The sequence below is a fragment of the Nitrospinota bacterium genome (assembly GCA_009873635.1).
Taxonomy (GTDB): Bacteria; Nitrospinota; Nitrospinia; order Nitrospinales; family VA-1; genus LS-NOB.
Genome location: WAHY01000013.1, coordinates 15,538 through 31,397, shown reverse-complemented (window position 1 = coordinate 31,397; position 15,860 = coordinate 15,538). Strand labels below are relative to the sequence as shown.

General features: G+C 43.3%; 15 protein-coding genes. 11 read left to right on the top strand and 4 right to left on the bottom strand.

From position 1 onward, the window contains the following. Positions 1 to 610: 610 nt before the first annotated feature. On the top strand, positions 611 to 1,939 hold the full coding sequence (locus F3741_08845; protein ID MZG30898.1) for a DEAD/DEAH box helicase: 1,329 nt from the start codon (positions 611 to 613) through the stop codon (positions 1,937 to 1,939). 392 nt (positions 1,940 to 2,331) lie between these two features. Beyond that, positions 2,332 to 2,847 (top strand): isoprenylcysteine carboxylmethyltransferase family protein, encoded by a 516-nt coding sequence (locus tag F3741_08840; protein MZG30897.1) that lies wholly within the window; start codon positions 2,332 to 2,334, stop codon positions 2,845 to 2,847. 167 nt (positions 2,848 to 3,014) lie between these two features. Here F3741_08840 and F3741_08835 read toward each other — a convergent pair whose 3' ends face one another. Further along, on the bottom strand, positions 3,015 to 3,833 hold the full coding sequence (locus F3741_08835) for a tetratricopeptide repeat protein (protein MZG30896.1): 819 nt from the start codon (positions 3,831 to 3,833) through the stop codon (positions 3,015 to 3,017). 237 nt (positions 3,834 to 4,070) lie between these two features. On the opposite strand from F3741_08835, the gene F3741_08830 reads away from it, so the two are divergent. The 7 genes from F3741_08830 (at position 4,071) to F3741_08800 (ending at position 11,169) form a co-directional block, all read left to right on the top strand. Further along, on the top strand, positions 4,071 to 4,307 hold the full coding sequence (locus F3741_08830) for a hypothetical protein (GenBank protein ID MZG30895.1): 237 nt from the start codon (positions 4,071 to 4,073) through the stop codon (positions 4,305 to 4,307). Between the two features lie 78 nt (positions 4,308 to 4,385). Beyond that, positions 4,386 to 5,375, top strand: a complete 990-nt coding sequence (locus tag F3741_08825; protein ID MZG30894.1) for a TIGR00341 family protein — start codon at positions 4,386 to 4,388, stop codon at positions 5,373 to 5,375. A gap of 159 nt (positions 5,376 to 5,534) precedes the next feature. Next, entirely contained in the window at positions 5,535 to 8,012 is a 2,478-nt protein-coding gene (locus F3741_08820; protein MZG30893.1) for a cyclic nucleotide-binding domain-containing protein, read from the top strand. A 149-nt stretch (positions 8,013 to 8,161) separates the two neighbouring features. Then, the gene (locus F3741_08815) at positions 8,162 to 9,928 is read left to right on the top strand and encodes a DUF1538 domain-containing protein (GenBank protein MZG30892.1); all 1,767 of its coding nucleotides are present in this window, start codon (positions 8,162 to 8,164) and stop codon (positions 9,926 to 9,928) included. Next, positions 9,925 to 10,314, top strand: coding sequence for a P-II family nitrogen regulator (locus F3741_08810; protein ID MZG30891.1), 390 nt, complete (start codon positions 9,925 to 9,927; stop codon positions 10,312 to 10,314). The genes F3741_08815 and F3741_08810 overlap by 4 nt, the downstream gene beginning before the upstream one ends. Positions 10,315 to 10,323: 9 nt before the next feature. Further along, the gene (locus F3741_08805; protein MZG30890.1) at positions 10,324 to 10,659 is read left to right on the top strand and encodes a hypothetical protein; all 336 of its coding nucleotides are present in this window, start codon (positions 10,324 to 10,326) and stop codon (positions 10,657 to 10,659) included. A 207-nt stretch (positions 10,660 to 10,866) separates the two neighbouring features. Beyond that, complete coding sequence (locus tag F3741_08800; protein MZG30889.1) at positions 10,867 to 11,169, top strand: hypothetical protein; 303 nt, start codon at positions 10,867 to 10,869, stop codon at positions 11,167 to 11,169. A 37-nt stretch (positions 11,170 to 11,206) separates the two neighbouring features. On the opposite strand, the gene F3741_08795 is transcribed toward F3741_08800, so the two are convergent. Then, on the bottom strand, positions 11,207 to 12,130 hold the full coding sequence (locus F3741_08795; protein MZG30888.1) for a tetratricopeptide repeat protein: 924 nt from the start codon (positions 12,128 to 12,130) through the stop codon (positions 11,207 to 11,209). After that, positions 12,131 to 12,550: a YjbQ family protein gene (locus F3741_08790; GenBank protein MZG30887.1), complete on the bottom strand. Its 420-nt coding sequence runs from the start codon at positions 12,548 to 12,550 to the stop codon at positions 12,131 to 12,133. Positions 12,551 to 12,715: 165 nt separating this feature from the next. Between F3741_08790 and F3741_08785 the strand changes: the two genes are divergently transcribed. Continuing rightward, entirely contained in the window at positions 12,716 to 14,146 is a 1,431-nt protein-coding gene (locus F3741_08785; GenBank protein MZG30886.1) for a Glu/Leu/Phe/Val dehydrogenase, read from the top strand. A 156-nt stretch (positions 14,147 to 14,302) separates the two neighbouring features. Then, a complete protein-coding gene (purM, locus tag F3741_08780; GenBank protein ID MZG30885.1) occupies positions 14,303 to 15,385 on the top strand; it encodes a phosphoribosylformylglycinamidine cyclo-ligase in 1,083 nt (360 codons plus the stop codon). A gap of 24 nt (positions 15,386 to 15,409) precedes the next feature. Here the strand turns inward: purM and F3741_08775 are convergent, their stop codons facing one another. Further along, positions 15,410 to 15,727, bottom strand: coding sequence for a hypothetical protein (locus tag F3741_08775; protein ID MZG30884.1), 318 nt, complete (start codon positions 15,725 to 15,727; stop codon positions 15,410 to 15,412). Positions 15,728 to 15,860: the final 133 nt, after the last annotated feature.

The window sequence follows — 15,860 nt, the reverse complement described above, 5'->3', positions numbered from 1 at the left end:
TTAGAAAAAAACAATAAATACATAAAAAAAGTAGTGAAAGAAAAATAAATGCCGGTGTTGTTAAGGGTTTCCAGGGTTGATTTAAAAATGCAAATTTATGAACGGTTGCAGTAGGAAGATATTCTTCTATAGGTTCAGTGGCAATTTCATCTTTTATCTTTTGCTTACGTTCCAGGTAAGAACGGTATTTTGAAAATATAACTTCACAATTAACACAGGTTTTTGACTCGACTTGTTCAAATTGGCATTTAGGACAAATCATTAGGCTGATCTGTAAAAAGTGAGATTGTTAAGGGCCTGAATGCTAAACCAATTAAGATTAATAAGTTCTGGTGTTTTATAAAGACTTGAATTAGAATGAGAAATACTTAAGGAGATTTAGCCTTCTAGAGAATTACAGGTGTATTGCCATAACTGGTAATGTTTTAAGATTGAGTCGCCTCCCGGACCACCGGTTGTCTGATTTCTCCCTCATTTTCTCATAATAAGCTCAAATCCTGATTTATTAATTATAACTCATAGATCTCAGTTTGAGATTTAGAGCGGTATATTCAAGAGTTAGTTTGATGCCCATGTTCAATGGGCTATCCAGTTTCTGATAAGGAAAATTATGACAATCGAATCACCTGCATTGGGCTTTGAAGCTCTCAACCTTTCCGAACCTCTTCAACGTGCTGTTGATGGTGAGAAGTACACCACACCAACACCGATACAGAGAAAATCTATTCCGCATCTTTTGCAGGGGAGGGACCTTCTGGGCTGCGCACAAACCGGCACTGGGAAAACAGCAGCATTTGCTTTACCTATTTTGCAACGTTTATCGGGTGAAAAGCGAACTCCCGGCGCAAAAGGTGCGCGTTCCTTGATACTTACCCCAACCCGAGAACTGGCTGTTCAAATCAGCGACAGTTTCCGGGTTTATGGCAAGCACCTGAATATGAAACAGGCTGTGATTTATGGAGGAGTGAGCCCAAAACTACAGATCTCTGCTTTAAAGAGAGGTGTGGACATATTGATTTCTACACCGGGAAGGCTGCTGGATTTGTATCAACAGGGTTTCCTTAGATTGGATAATATAGAAGTGTTTGTGCTTGACGAGGCAGACCGTATGCTGGATATGGGATTTCTACCGGATATTAAGAAAATATATGCGATGACACCGGAAAAACGCCAGTCGATGCTATTTTCGGCTACGCTGCCCGAAGACATCCTGCGACTTACAAAACAGTTTCTTAAAGACCCGGTACGAATATCTGTGAATCCACCGGCAAGCACTGTGGACAAAATTGATCAGCGTGTTTTGTTTGTAGATCGTGAAAACAAAGGCGCTTTGCTGGAAGCTGTATTGCAGGAAACCAGCTTTAAAAGGGCACTTGTATTCTCTCGAACCAAACACGGGGCAAACAGGATTGTCAGAAATCTTGGGAAAGCTAAAATCAAGGCTGATACGATTCATGGAAACAAGTCTCAGGCTTCGCGAATGGAGGCACTGAGAAAGTTTCGTTCGGGAAAAGTTCGTGTTCTGGTAGCTACGGATGTTGCGTCACGAGGTTTGGATGTCGAAGGAATCTCCCACGTTATCAACTATGAACTTCCTAATGAAGCCGAGAGTTATGTCCATAGGGTTGGCAGGACAGCCAGAGCGGGAGCATCGGGGATCGCTCTATCTTTTTGCGATCACGGTGAGAAGGGTTATCTGCGAAAAATAGAGAAAACGATAAACAGGACAGTAACTGTTGTGGCAGACCATCCCTATCATTCCGAGTCTGTAGCCACAAAGTCAAAACGGAAGAGTGCTTCTGGGAGAAGACATTTATCCGGGCGTAATTTCAATTCAGCTGCAAAAAAGAGGAAAATCCAGAGCAGAAAAAAATACTTTTCGGTTAAACCTGGGAAAAAATCCCGCAACCGCGGCTCAAAACCAGTTGCAACTGCTTAAAAAACAGTCTTGATAACCTTTGGGTTTTGGATGTAGGTTTATAATTTTACTAACCTATAAAAACTTACCAGAGCTTCTGGCATTTTTCCTCAGGCTGATGTTCTTTCGCCACTGCTTCCCTTCAAAAAAATCACTTTTTATAAAAATTTTCCAACAAAAAGCCTGTTGTTGCAATTATTATAAAAGAATTAGCCTTATAACGTTTCCAATTGTATTGTGAAAGATCCCTTGTGAAAGAGATCTTTGCCAGTATTAATTTTTGCTTTCACTCTTGTGAGGTGGTAAATGATGCTTAAATTCATGGCTTGGTTTTCGGCCATAGTCACCATAGGTTTTATTGTGTTGATGGTGTTTGATTACGGTTAAAAAGTTCATAAAAACTAACCGGGAACATGAAACTATCTCGTTCGTTGGTCAAGGCGTTTCTGATATTTCCTTTGAATGTGATGGGGGTTATCCCGGCTTTCCTGGTATGGTGTTCGCGTCCAGGAGGAGTGCTTGCACGTTTTTCTTATTCTGTTGATAGCTTTAGGTCTTTGACCGGAACGTTGATGATCTTTTCGGGTGCAGTTGTCTGTTGGAAGACGGTTTCTCTCTTTACAGAAGTGGGGGAGGGCACACCGGCTCCGTTTGATCCGCCTAAGAAGCTGGTGATACAGGGTCCATATATCCATATGCGAAATCCAATGATGGCAGGTGTCTTGCTGGTATTACTGGGAGAAGCCCTGTTTTTTGGATCCGTTCCACTGGGAGTGTGGTTTCTGTTCTTCTGTGGGTTGTGTCTGGTTCTCATTCCAGCCTGGGAAGAACCAGACCTGGAAAAAAGGTTTGGCGAACCATACAGGGAATACAAAAGCCAGGTGCCGCGTTGGATACCAAAAACTTTATCGGATAAAAATGAACTGTGAGTGACGAGGAAGAAAAGTATGGCCTGATGGACTGGGTCGGTTCTATTATCGGGATTGTTGTTGCCGGATTTATTCTGTTTATTTTGATCTGGCCGTTGATAGACCCAACCCCGGACAAGTCTTCCTCTTTAAAAGAAAATATTCACAAAGCTACCGGGAGATAAGTTTTAGTCGAACGGTGGTTGGGTTTTACGTTTGTAGTCCTTTTCACTCATGCCCATTCGTCCTTTTATAAAAGCCAATTTTCTTTCTGCAATTGCAATAGCCTGATAGTTGTTGGTTTCCCTTCCCAACCGTTTGGAGATTTCAATTTCCTCAATGGCTTTATCCCAGTTTTTCAATTTCTCGTACACGCTTATTAAATTCAAGTGGGATTGGACATGATCTGGTTCGATGGCAAGTATCTTCTGGTAATATTTTGCTGATTCGTTGAGTTTCTGGTCATACCAATATTCCAGGGCAATTTTAAAGAGAAGTTCAGTATCGTCTGGTCTTTGAGCTTCGGCTTTTAAAAATTCTGCCACCGCCAGATCGTTCCGTGTCATTTTTGAATAAACATCTCCCAGTCCTAATCGGGCCTTCAGGTTATCAGGTTCGATCTGGAGAGCTTTTTTAAATGCGGCAATTGCCTCATCTCTATTATCGGCTTCATCATGAACCCGCCCCATCCTGTAATAAGCCTCTACAGAATCCGGGCTCAGCTTCAGGGCCTGGTTTAAAATTTCAACGGCTTCATTAAAAGCCCCTATTCTTTGTTTTTCAGTGGCATTGATGATTAGTTCCTGAGGGCTTTCGGGTTGAGAAGAGGGGCCTTCACTTTCCCCGCAACCGATGAATAAAACTAAAAGACTAAAGGCGAGGAAATTTCGGTATAAAAGTCTAGAAGAAAAAAAAGGCACAATTCTGCTCTCGTTGAAATGTTTCAAGTTAGTTCCATTTCTACCTGATCCGGAATGATTTGGCAAGCGCTCATGAATTTCATCAATTAAGGGCCTACGCTTTTATTACAGGTAAGAGTTTATTATAATCATGATGGTCTGAAGCATTGAAAAGTTCTCAGTGCCGCTCAGATTAATAATTAATGGGAATCACTATTAATTCTGTGATTCTACTTTATGGCAACTCGCGTCCTTTTATTTCATAAGGGTCGCTCATGGCCAAAGGCAATATTTAGAGGTACTCCAAAAGGATACTTTGTATCCATAATTGAATAGGAAAAGACCATGTCGGATGAAATTAAATATATAGAGGACGGAGATGGGGGGTTCGCGGTTCCCTGCCAGTTGAAAATTGCTGAAGGTTGTGAAGAGGCCGGGGAATTTTGTGAAAGTAAAGAAGATGCGCGCCTCTGGGTTGAAGAAGAATGTTGGATTTTTTCGGGTGAATGGTATTTATGCGCAGCATGCAACGAGCAGATCATGCGTAACATCTCCAACCTTCAAACAAAGAAAATGAATTAACTGCCTGGCGCAAGCGTCAAAGGTTGAAAACATTTTCTTCCCACCTCGATACGGGTACGGCCCGTTTCACGGAGATCTATGAAATTAATTGAAGTGATTACAGATAAGCAGAATATGGGTCCGGTCACCAGTATTGCTGATCAGCATGAGTTGGAGATTAACTGGATAGGAGCCCCGGATCAGCAAGACAGGCAATTGATCCGCCTTCTTGTTAACGATGCGAAACGACAATCCGTGCTGGATGCCCTGCAGGGTTTGTTGGGAGAATCTTCAAGAATTCTTGTTCTGCAACTCGAAGCTGCATTACCAAGAAAGGAGAAAGAACCCTCTGACGAAGAAACCAGAAAAACAGTTACAACCACCCGCGAAGAGCTCTATAACGATGTTGTCAGGAACGCGAATCTGGATTCAACCTATCTGCTGTTGGTATTTCTCTCAACTGTGGTTGTCGCCATCGGTTTGCTGGAAGACAATGTTGCGGTGGTCATCGGGGCTATGGTGATTGCTCCTCTTCTTGGGCCGAACATGGCTCTTGCGTTGGGAGCTGCACTGGGTGATATGGCCCTGATGTGGCAAGCGACTAAAACCACAATAGCGGGAGTTACCCTGGCGCTTTCGCTTTCAATAATTATAGGGATTATTTATCCAATCAACCTGGAAAGCCATGAATTGATTGCTCGCACTGATGTAGGGTTAGACTCTGTGGTGCTTGCTTTAGCTTCAGGGGCTGCGGCAGTCTTGTCTTTAACAACTGGGCTTGCGAGTGTACTTGTGGGGGTGATGGTGGCAGTGGCTCTGTTACCTCCTACTGCTACATTGGGACTGATGATGGGTGCTGGTCAACCCAGGCTTGCATTGGGGGCGGCTTTGCTTTTGGCAGTCAATATCGTAAGTGTGAACCTTGCCGCCAAGGTTGTGTTCTGGGTTCGTGGTGTGAAACCCCGCAGTTGGCTTGAAAAACAAAAGGCCAACCAGTCAATGGTGACCTATCTGGTTCTTTGGGCGGTCTCACTGCTGGTTCTTCTAGTGGTGATCTTAATTCGGAAAGGGCTGTTGGTAATTTTGTGAGCAAAAGAAATGCTTCTTAATATCAGAAAACATTGAATATGAATAGAATATTTTAATTTTCGCTGCCTCTAATAATAGAGAATAAAAGTTTTCCCTCTGATTTTGGTAGGTACCAGGTAAGTCCAATTAATTAAGTTAGACCCCTTGGGTCCAATCTAGTTGCCAATATTAGGACTTAGTGGTTTATTAGGGCTGGCTGTCCTGATGTTCCCCGCATCGCATCGCCTTAATATTCCATACACTGTATTGCTTGCGTTAACAGGTTGCCTGCTTGGAGTTTCCACTCAATGGGGAATTGATATACAGCACCTGGGAATTCTCCATGACTTTCTTGTTAGCCTGAATTCCTTTCACATTTCCTCCGATGCAGTCCTTTTCATCTTTCTTCCCGTATTGGTTTTTGAGGCGGCATTGGGTATTGATGCGCATCGGCTGGTCGATGATATCGCCCCCATTCTTCTGCTTGCTGTTGTCGGCTTGCTGATTTCAGCCATAATGGTGGGTTATACGCTTCATTGGGTTTCCGGGACTTCACTTATTCTTTGCCTTCTTTTGGGAGCTATAGTTTCAGCAACAGACCCGGTTGCGGTGATGGCAATTTTCAAAGAGCTTCAGGCTCCAAAAAGATTGTCGATACTCGTGGAGGGTGAAAGCCTGTTTAACGATGCTACGGCGATTGTCCTGTTCGGTATATTAACCGCCATTCTTACAGGAGACTCCAGGGGAAGTGTTTTTTCCGGCATTCAATCTTTTGTGAAAGTTTTCCTGCTGGGAATACTTGCAGGACTTTTCATCGGTCGAGTGTTTTGTTCTGTTTTATCTAAAATGGGACAATATCCTCTTGTTCAAATAACTCTAACCTTGTCGCTGGCTTATATCTCTTTCATTCTGGCTGAACATTATTTTCATGTTTCCGGCGTGATGTCGGTTGTGGGGGCGGCTTTAGTAGTGGGGTCATACGGTCACTCCACCATTTCACCGGAAACCTGGGAAAAACTGCATGAGACATGGGATCATTTTGCCTTTTGGGCCAATTCAATTATTTTTATTCTGGTGGGGATGGTGGTTCCGAAGATTATGGGAAGCATCAGCCTGAACGAATGGCTTTTGCTTGGGGTGCTGGTGCTTGCAGCTTTTGGTGCAAGAGCCTTGATCCTGTTTGTTGTTCTTCCTTTATTTGAAAGATGGCATTCAAGCGCAAATATCAGCAAAGCTTATAAAGGAATAATGCTTTGGGGAGGTTTAAGGGGTGCTGTTTCATTAGCTTTGGCATTATCTGTCATGGAGAATGCGTCTTTCGGCCCTGACGCACAAAGGTTCATAGGGATACTTGTGACAGGTTTTGTATTGTTTACCTTGTTAGTCAATGCAACAACTATCGGGGCATTATTGAACCTGTTTGGTTTGAATCTGCTAAGCCCCATTGACCAGATAATTAGAAACCGAGCATTAAAGCATTCGTTGACTAAAATTCAAAATACATTAAAGAACAAGACCAGTAGCTACAATATAAACTCTGACCTTTCAGATGATATTTTGAGGCAATACCAGGGTGATAAAAAAGAAGTTGATGAGCTGTTAAGTCAGTCGAAAGAGCTTTCTGAAAATGATTGGATCAGGGTCGGTCTTTTAGATTTATGCGCTCTTGAGAGAGCGGGGTACCTCAAGCAATTTGAAGAGGGCTTTATATCTACTTATATAATCCGACGACTGTTAGTCCAGGTAGAAGATATGTTGGATGGATTGCAAACGGGAGACGCGCGAGAAGGATACCAGGTAATTTCTAATAAACTTCTGGAATTCAATTGGAGATTCAGATTCGCTCTTGCCTGTCATCGTAAGCTGGGCATAAGCAGGAAACTTTCAGAGCACATTGCGGACCGGTTTGAAATTCTTCTTTCAAGCCAGACAGTAATGAGGGAAGATTTGTTAACAGCTCTACCGAAAATGAAACCGTTTATTGGAGAAAAATCTACAGAAACTTTAAAGTCTTTACTGGACTACCGCCTTAAAACAACAGAACAGGCGCTGAATATGTTGCAATTGCAGTATCCTGATTATTTTTCCATGTTGCAAAAACGCTATTTAAGCCATACGGCGATAAGGATCCAAGAGGCGGATTATGAGCAACTGCGTGGGGAAACAGTCATAAGTGGCGAGGTATTTAAAAGTCTGGAGTCTGACTTGCAAGCCCGGGTTAGGAAAATGGCACCCCGCCCGGAACTGGACCTTCACCTGGAACCCGAAAAACTGGTGCGAGGGGTTTCCATGTTTTCTGGTTTTCCCCCTGATCGTTTGGCTCATATTTCCCGTCTGCTTAAACCCATGTTGGCGATGCCGGGAGAAACAATAGTAAAAAAAGGTGATATTGGCCATCATATGTATTTTATTTCTTCGGGATGTATTGAGGTAGAGACTTCCCCGAAACCTGTACAACTGGGCAGCGGAGAGTTTTTTGGTGAATTAGCATTGATCACAAACAATCCAAGAACCTTTACTGTCAAGGCCTTGGGGTTCTGTGATCTTCTTGTCCTCAGCGATTCTGATTTTAAATTGTTTCTTGAGGATAATCCTGAAGTTCGACAAACTGTAATTGAAACTGCGGACAAAAGAATTGATATGGATGGTGTGGGCTGAAACCCAATATTTATGATTAAGGGATGGTCTTTAACGATTGCCTTCCTGCTATAAAAATATATTATAGTGTTTTAGGGAATAATATAGACCGCATAAACTCTATAAAGTTAGGCATGAAGAAAATTTCTCACTGATTTTTAGGGTATTGCATGGCTCATAAAATTAGATTTGGAGATTTTGTCAGAGAGGTCAGCCTTAAGCAAAACTCTCTTTCTTATAATTTGTTGACGCCACCCGTTGCTTATGATGAAGAGGGAAAAGAAATTCCCTACCATCCCAGGAAGATACAACTTCGAAGTATTGATATGTATCGTCTTCTTGGTCCCTATGTAGGGTTACGACTGATGAGCCAGATTAAAGCTGTTGTTCCTCTGGCTGCTTATCTCTTCCTGTTTCAGGTTCTTATTCTTCGGCAAAATGTACTGGAGCATGGTGTTATCACAGCCGGATTGATTGCGGTTATTCTCGGCTTGATGATTTTCATGGAAGGTTTGAAACTTGGGCTCATGCCTTTTGGGGAAGTGATCGGGCACACCCTGCCAAAAAAATCCAGCCTTGGAGTTGTTTTGTTCATAGCGTTTTTGCTGGGTATCGGCGTTACCTTTGCCGAGCCGGCGATTGGTGCCCTTCAGGCGGTTGGGTCCATTGTTGATGTCCGCAAAGCCCCTTACCTTTATACACTGCTCAATAACTGGACAGGTCAGCTTGTCCTGGTAGTAGGGATTGGTGTCGGATTGGCTGCTGTTCTTGGCACCATGCGTTTCCTTTATGGCTGGAGCCTCAAACCCATGATCTACACCGCCCTGCTTCCTACGTTGGGGCTGACCGTGTTTTGTATGATGGACCCTGAGTTGAGTAAAATTCTGGGATTGGCCTGGGATTGCGGAGCGGTTACAACAGGCCCTGTAACCGTGCCACTGGTTTTATCCCTGGGAATTGGTATTGCCTCGGCAGCAGGTAAGGGAAATTCTTCGCTGTCAGGTTTTGGTATTGTGACCCTGGCATCCGTTTTTCCAATTATTGGGGTGATGGGACTGGCAATATATGTTTCCATGGTGGTAAGTCCGGAATCAATTATTGAAGCAAGCCAGCTTGTGGTGACCCAGGCCGGGTCGAGCTGGATGCAGGAAACACCCTATGCTGAGATCATCGCAGGTGCCCGTTCTATTGTGCCTCTGGTGCTCTTTTTATTTCTGGTGCTCAAGTTATTATTGCGGGAAAAAATTCATGAACCGGGTATTCTTGCTTACGGACTTTTTCTTTCCCTGATAGGCATGATTATTTTCAACATAGGTTTGAGTTATGGTTTGGCCAAATTGGGTAGCCAGTCCGGAAGTTTTGTGCCAGCAGCTTTTATCACTTTGGAGAATGTAAAAGGTTCTCCGTTATATGCTTATTCAATAGGTGTTTTTATTGCAGTGTTCTTTGCATGGATTCTGGGCTTTGGGGCAACTTTGGCTGAACCGGCATTGAACGCATTGGGACAAACTGTTGAAGATCTCACAAATGGGGCGTTTCGAAAAAAGATGCTCATGATGGCTGTTTCAACAGGAGTTGGGTTTGGTATCAGCCTGGGTGTTTTAAAAATAATTTTTGATATTCCAATTTCTTATCTTTTAATACCGGGCTATATCCTCGGAATTATACTGACTGTATTTTCTTCAGAAGAGTTTGTGAATGTTGCCTGGGACAGTGCGGGTGTGACAACCGGCCCTGTAACGGTTCCTCTAGTATTGGCGATGGGTCTGGGGTTTGGTAATGCTGTTGAGGCCATCGAAGGTTTTGGTATTTTGTCTATGGCCTCCATCTGTCCAATCTTGTCGGTTTTGATTATGGGGCTGTGGATTCAATATAAGACCCGGCAAGCTAATTTAAAACGGATCGACCTTCTTAAAGGACAGGAGGCTGTTGGATGAGCTTGAGAGAGATAACTGTTTTAACTGATATTTCCCTAATCACTTGTATTGTGCAACGCGGGGTTGCGGATACCATTATCGAGGCGGCCCGTGAAGCGGGTGCTCAGGGAGCAACCGTTCACTTCGCTCGTGGCATGGGTGTGAGAGAGCGACTCGGCATTCTTGGGGTCGCGGTGGAAGTGGAAAAAGAGGTGATCGATATTGTGGTCTCCAAGGAACAGGTAGAACGTGTTTTTGAACGCATGTATCTGGCGGGTAATCTTGATACCCCGGGAATGGGAATCATGTATATTACACCGCTTGATAAAGCCGCTACTTATATTCCACCAGACGTGCTGGAAAAGTTTGCGGTGGATAAAGATGAAAAAGCAGATAATGCTTCATAAAAACTCTTGATGAAAAACCAACTCACAAAAGATATAAAGCTCATCACCTGTTTTTTGCCGAAAGGGGCAGGCATCAGGCTGGTGGAAATTTTGCACAAAGAAAAAAATATTGATTCCACCAATGTGCATACCGGAAGAGGGTTGCGTACTGTTGAGAGTGTTAAAGATTATGGAGCCTGGTCGGAACAGGATGTATTGACAGTTATCGTTGACTCTGAAAGAGCTGATGAAATTTTTTCATTCATTTTTTTTCATGGGGAACTCAATAAACCGGCAGGTGGATTTATCTATCAGACCTCATTGACAAAAGCTTCGGAATATAAACTACCCCGTGTTGGGGATTGAAACAGCCCCCCTGATATAAAACCGGGTATTCCATCACCTCCCTGATGATTTTTTTATGAGAGCCGTTTTATCGTTTTTGGGATAAAACATTTATTCGTAAATTCTTTTTCAAGCCGACTGGATTTTTTTAAGAATTTGACCTGATCTATTGTTTATAATGAATTTTACTTGAAGAGCTGATCTAATTATTTCTAGGAGTGATTAGTTATGCCAGTAAATTTTCAAGATCCGATAAGCGCTTTTCTCTCTGATAAAACGCTTACCATTCCTTTGGGCCAAGTCCTTCTTTTTACATTGTTAATGACTCTTTGTATGCTTTTTGGAAGGCATAAGCTGGGCTTGATGGTGTCCTACGCGTTTGTATTTTTCTGGGGATTTATTTTCAACAGAAGTTATTTTATCGATTTGCTGGGCAACACCAGCATGGGCCTATATATTTATTCCCTGTTTGGTTTTGGCATGGCAGTGCTTGCTATTGTGGGAATGTTTCAAGGTGATCGAAGGGGTTGATCCCAGAATTTCTGCAAGCTGAAGTGGGTGATATATTCTATTCTGAGATTTTAAATTTCCTTGCAATCAGCCTTTTCATATCTCGCGCTTTTCCTATCCAGAAAAAAGTATCTAATTCAATATAGTATTTCAAGGCAAGCTCAACGTGCTCCATGGCCTTTTGACCATTGTTCAAATTGGCGTAAACGACTGCCATATTGTAATGAACACCCGGTACGTTTTCATCGACCTCCATGGCTTTGTCCAGGTATTTTTTTGCCTCTTTGTATTGTTTGTCTTTGATATAAGCGGCAGACAATTTTTTAAGCGTTTCCACATCATCGGGTTTAAGACGTTGAGCTTCTAAAAGAACCTTAATACTATCCTTCACTTGCCCTTGCTTCAGGTAAATTTCGCCAATTACACGGTAGGGAACTTGCAAACTCGGGTTTTTCTTTAAGGCCTGCCGGGATAGTTTCAAGGCCTGGGAGAATTCTTTTCTGCCATAATGGACTTCGCCTAAAATTGCCTGCGCTTCAGGTCGTTCCGGGTCGATTGCCAGTATTTCATTGGCTTTTTCCCTTGCTTTTAAAAGTTGATCCGTTGCAACCAGGACTTGAGCGTAAAAATAAAGGGCCTGAACATCCTTGGGATATTGGGCAAGAAAGTATTCTACCGAGCTTTTAGCTTTGTCATAGTTTTCTTCATCAAAGGCTTTTTGTGCCTCTTCCATTTTTGCGCGGTCAGGCCTTTCTTCTTTTTCACTGTCTCCATTTCCGCAAGAGACTAGAAAAAAAATCGAAAGAAATAATAAAAAAATTAAGTTGAAAGCCGGAGACTTTTTTGTTGAGTCTGGTTCAAAGGAATCAAGGTTCAAGCTCATGGCAATAAAATTTGGAAAACGTATGAATGAAAAACGCGCAGGCAGATTTATTTTAAGGATTTTTATCGTGATTTTAGACTGGGTACGTAGGCCTGTCAATCATTCTCCTGATAAATGTAAAATTACTGTTCTTTTATGTGGATGGGTGCGATGTTCGAACAAGTATACCCCCTGCCAGATACCTAGGCTCGGTTCATTTCGCTCTACCGGTATGGATAATTGGGTTTGAGTGAGTGCGGACCGTATATGCGCAGGCATGTCATCAGGACCTTCTGACTGGTGCTTAAAGAGGGAATCTCCATCGGGTACCAACCGGTTGAAAAACTGGTTTAAATCATATAGAACATCCGGGTCGGCGTTTTCCTGAATAAGTAATGATGCAGATGTGTGGGGAATAAAGAGGGTTAAGAGCCCGGACTGAATATCTTGTTGGTGGACCCAATTGCGTACTTCACTGCTGATGGAATAAATGCCACGACCTTTTGTTGAAACTGTAAACCTGAACTGCTTTTGTTTCATGCCTTTTCCTCAATATCTATGATATATAGCATGTTATTGTTTTCATTATCTCGACTTTTTGGTTATTTCAAGCTATCTTTGTAGGATATTAATTTCAAATATTGCACTTCCATAATGGAGGAACCTGCTTACAGGTTCAAAACTAATTTTCCAGGGGAGTCAAATATGTCCATAACAGCTGATAAGGAAGTGAGCTTCAGGGAAAGTGTAAATCTTTCATGTGATCTGGCCATGGCCACGCTGGATATTCCGGATGGTATGGCTAAATATATTCGGAATGTCAACAATGTTTACCAGGTTCGATTTCCCGTCAAGATAAAGGGTGATATAGAAACCTTCATTGGTTGGCGCGCGGTCCACAGTGATCACAAACTACCTGCCAAAGGTGGCATCCGGTTCGCTCCCAATGTCAATCAGGATGAAGTAGAAGCTCTCGCAGCGCTCATGTCCTATAAATGTTCCCTGGTTGATGTCCCGTTTGGTGGATCCAAAGGTGGACTGTTGATTGATCCGAAGCAATATGAGCGGGATGAAATGGAACGGATAACCCGGCGTTTTGCTTTTGAGTTGATCCAGAAAGATTATATAAATACCGCAACCAATGTCCCGGCCCCGGATATGGGTACAGGTCAGCGTGAGATGGCATGGATAGTCAGTACTTATGCTGCGCATTGTTCCAGTGATATTGATCACATGGGTTGTGTGACGGGTAAACCGGTTTCAATGGGGGGAATACGCGGAAGGGTAGAAGCTACAGGACGGGGTGTGGTGTTTGGTCTGCGCGAATTTTTTCGTCACCCTGAAGACGTCAAGCTGGCGAAAATGGAAGGGAACTCCCTGGAAGGAAAAAAGGTAATCATACAGGGACTGGGAAATGTTGGTTATCATACTGCCAGCATTCTTCAAAAAGAAGATGGAGCTAAAATTATTGCCGTTCTGGAATGGGATGGAGGATTGTATGATCCTAACGGTTTGGATGTCGAAGATGTTTTTCAATATAAGGTGGATAACAAAGGTGGAGTGAAGGGTTACTCCAAAGCTGAATATTTTGAGGACAGCAAAGTATTGCTGGAAAAAGAATGCGACATACTGATACCTGCCGCGATGGAAGCGGTTATTAATCGGAGCAATGCCGCAAAAATTCAGGCAAAACTGATTGCGGAAGCCGCGAATGGACCCGTCACCTTTGCCGCTGAAACCATATTGAAGGAAAAAGGGGTGATTATTATTCCCGATGTCTACCTCAATGCCGGTGGCGTTACAGTATCTTATTTTGAATGGATCAAAAACCTGTCGCATATACGCTTTGGTCGAATGAACCGAAGATATGAAGAAGGGCAAAGCCAGCTTTTAATTCAAGCTATAGAAAATACTGGCAATAAGGTCCCGCAGGATCTTGTTGACAAGCTCAGCCAGGGGGCGGATGAGGTGGCATTGGTACGATCAGGACTCGATGATACGATGCGCCGGGCATTTCAAGGTATTCGGGAACGTTACTGGTCGAATGATAAAGTGCCAAACTACCGAATTGCCGCAATGTCGATTGCGATTGAAAAAATTCACATCAGTTATAGCACAATGGGGATCTATCCTTAATGGATAACCCCGCCGGGTTTTTAAAATTAATCGCCTCTTTCAAATCACGATTGCCGTCTTAACGATTTGTTGCCTGGATTCCTGCTACGTGTTATATCTCCTCAACATCATTTGTTTTAACTGCCTCCAGATAGGCCATAAATCTGAGATCCTTGAATGACAGATAAAACTGAATATGACAAAAGTGGGGTTTCCAGCCAGGGGGCGGAGACAGCTCTTTCCGGTTTACTCAAGCATGTTCTGCCAACCCGGAAATTCAGTGACCGCTACCCCCTTGCCGCAGACATCGGCTATTTCGCCAACGTTATAGACCTGGGTAATGGTGAGGGAATTGCTTTTGGTACCGATGGTGTTGGAACCAAGATCATAGTGGCCGAGTTGCTGGGCCGATATGAAACCATAGGGATTGACTGCATTGCGATGAATGTCAACGATGTGATTTGTGTGGGCGCCCGCCCAGTCAGTATGGTGGATTACATAGCCTGCTCCCACACAGACCCTGAAGTTTTTGAGCAGCTGGGGCAAGGTCTTGCCGAAGGTGCAAGACAATCGGGAATCAGTATTTCCGGTGGCGAAATTTCCCAGATCAGGGAAATTATTACGGGTATTGATCTCATCGGGGCCTGCATCGGTCATGTTTCTCTGGACAAGGTCAATACAGGCCGGGACATCAAACCGGGTAACCTGATTGTCGGACTGGCATCCTCGGGTGTGCATTCGAACGGATTGACCCTGGCACGAAAGGTTCTATTGGGGGATAGCCTCGAAGAACAAAAATCGCGAGTCAATGATTATGAAGAGTTTCTTGACCAGACTTTGGGTGAAGCATTGCTTGAACCTACACGGATTTACGTACAACCTGTTATGGAAATGCTCGATGCCGGCATAGACCTCAAGGCAATGGTTCATATTACCAGTGGTGGGTTTTGCAATCTCAATCGCGTCGCGGCTGACAACATACGTTTTGTTATAGACACTTTGCAACCGGTTCCGGAAATTTTTAATCTCATTCAGGATCGGGGCGGGGTGAGTGAAGCGGAAATGTTTGAAGTCTTCAATATGGGCACTGGATTCTGTCTCATTGTTGAAGGCACGAAAGAAGTTGAAGAAATTGAAGAGATTTGCAGGGATCACGATCTTCCATGCCAGGTCATTGGCCGGATCGAAACCTGCGATGGCAAGGAAGTCTCCCTCCCAACAAAACAACTCACCGGAAGAGGCAGTAAGTTTACCAGCTAGAGGTGGGGCCTGCACCGCATTACCTTAAATCATAGTCTTTATGACAGAGGGTCCGAAGATGGGAAATTTTTTCTCAAGAAAAAATGGCTTATCCCCCGCCTGCCTGTTTTGCACTTCATCGGAAAGAAATACATTCAAGATATCCTGAGGTCGTTTGAATTCGGGAAGGCTGCTTTTTTGAAAGCTCTTATTTTCCATTCTATTCGTGTTGAAGGAAGACCTGATGATTTGGAGTTCAATCAATAGTTTTTCAAAATCTCCACCGGCCACGGCATCCGCTTGTTTTTTCTGTTCCGGGGTCAAATGATTAAGGCATGAACATGTGTGGTTTAATGCTTCCATACATTTATTGACGGCAAAAACTTTAATCCCTTAACCTTTAAAAACGGTTAAACCCCTTATTATTTTCAGGCTCGGCACTGGTAAAAACTTAGCCTTTATTAAAATTTCTGCAAATAAAACATGTGGTTATGAA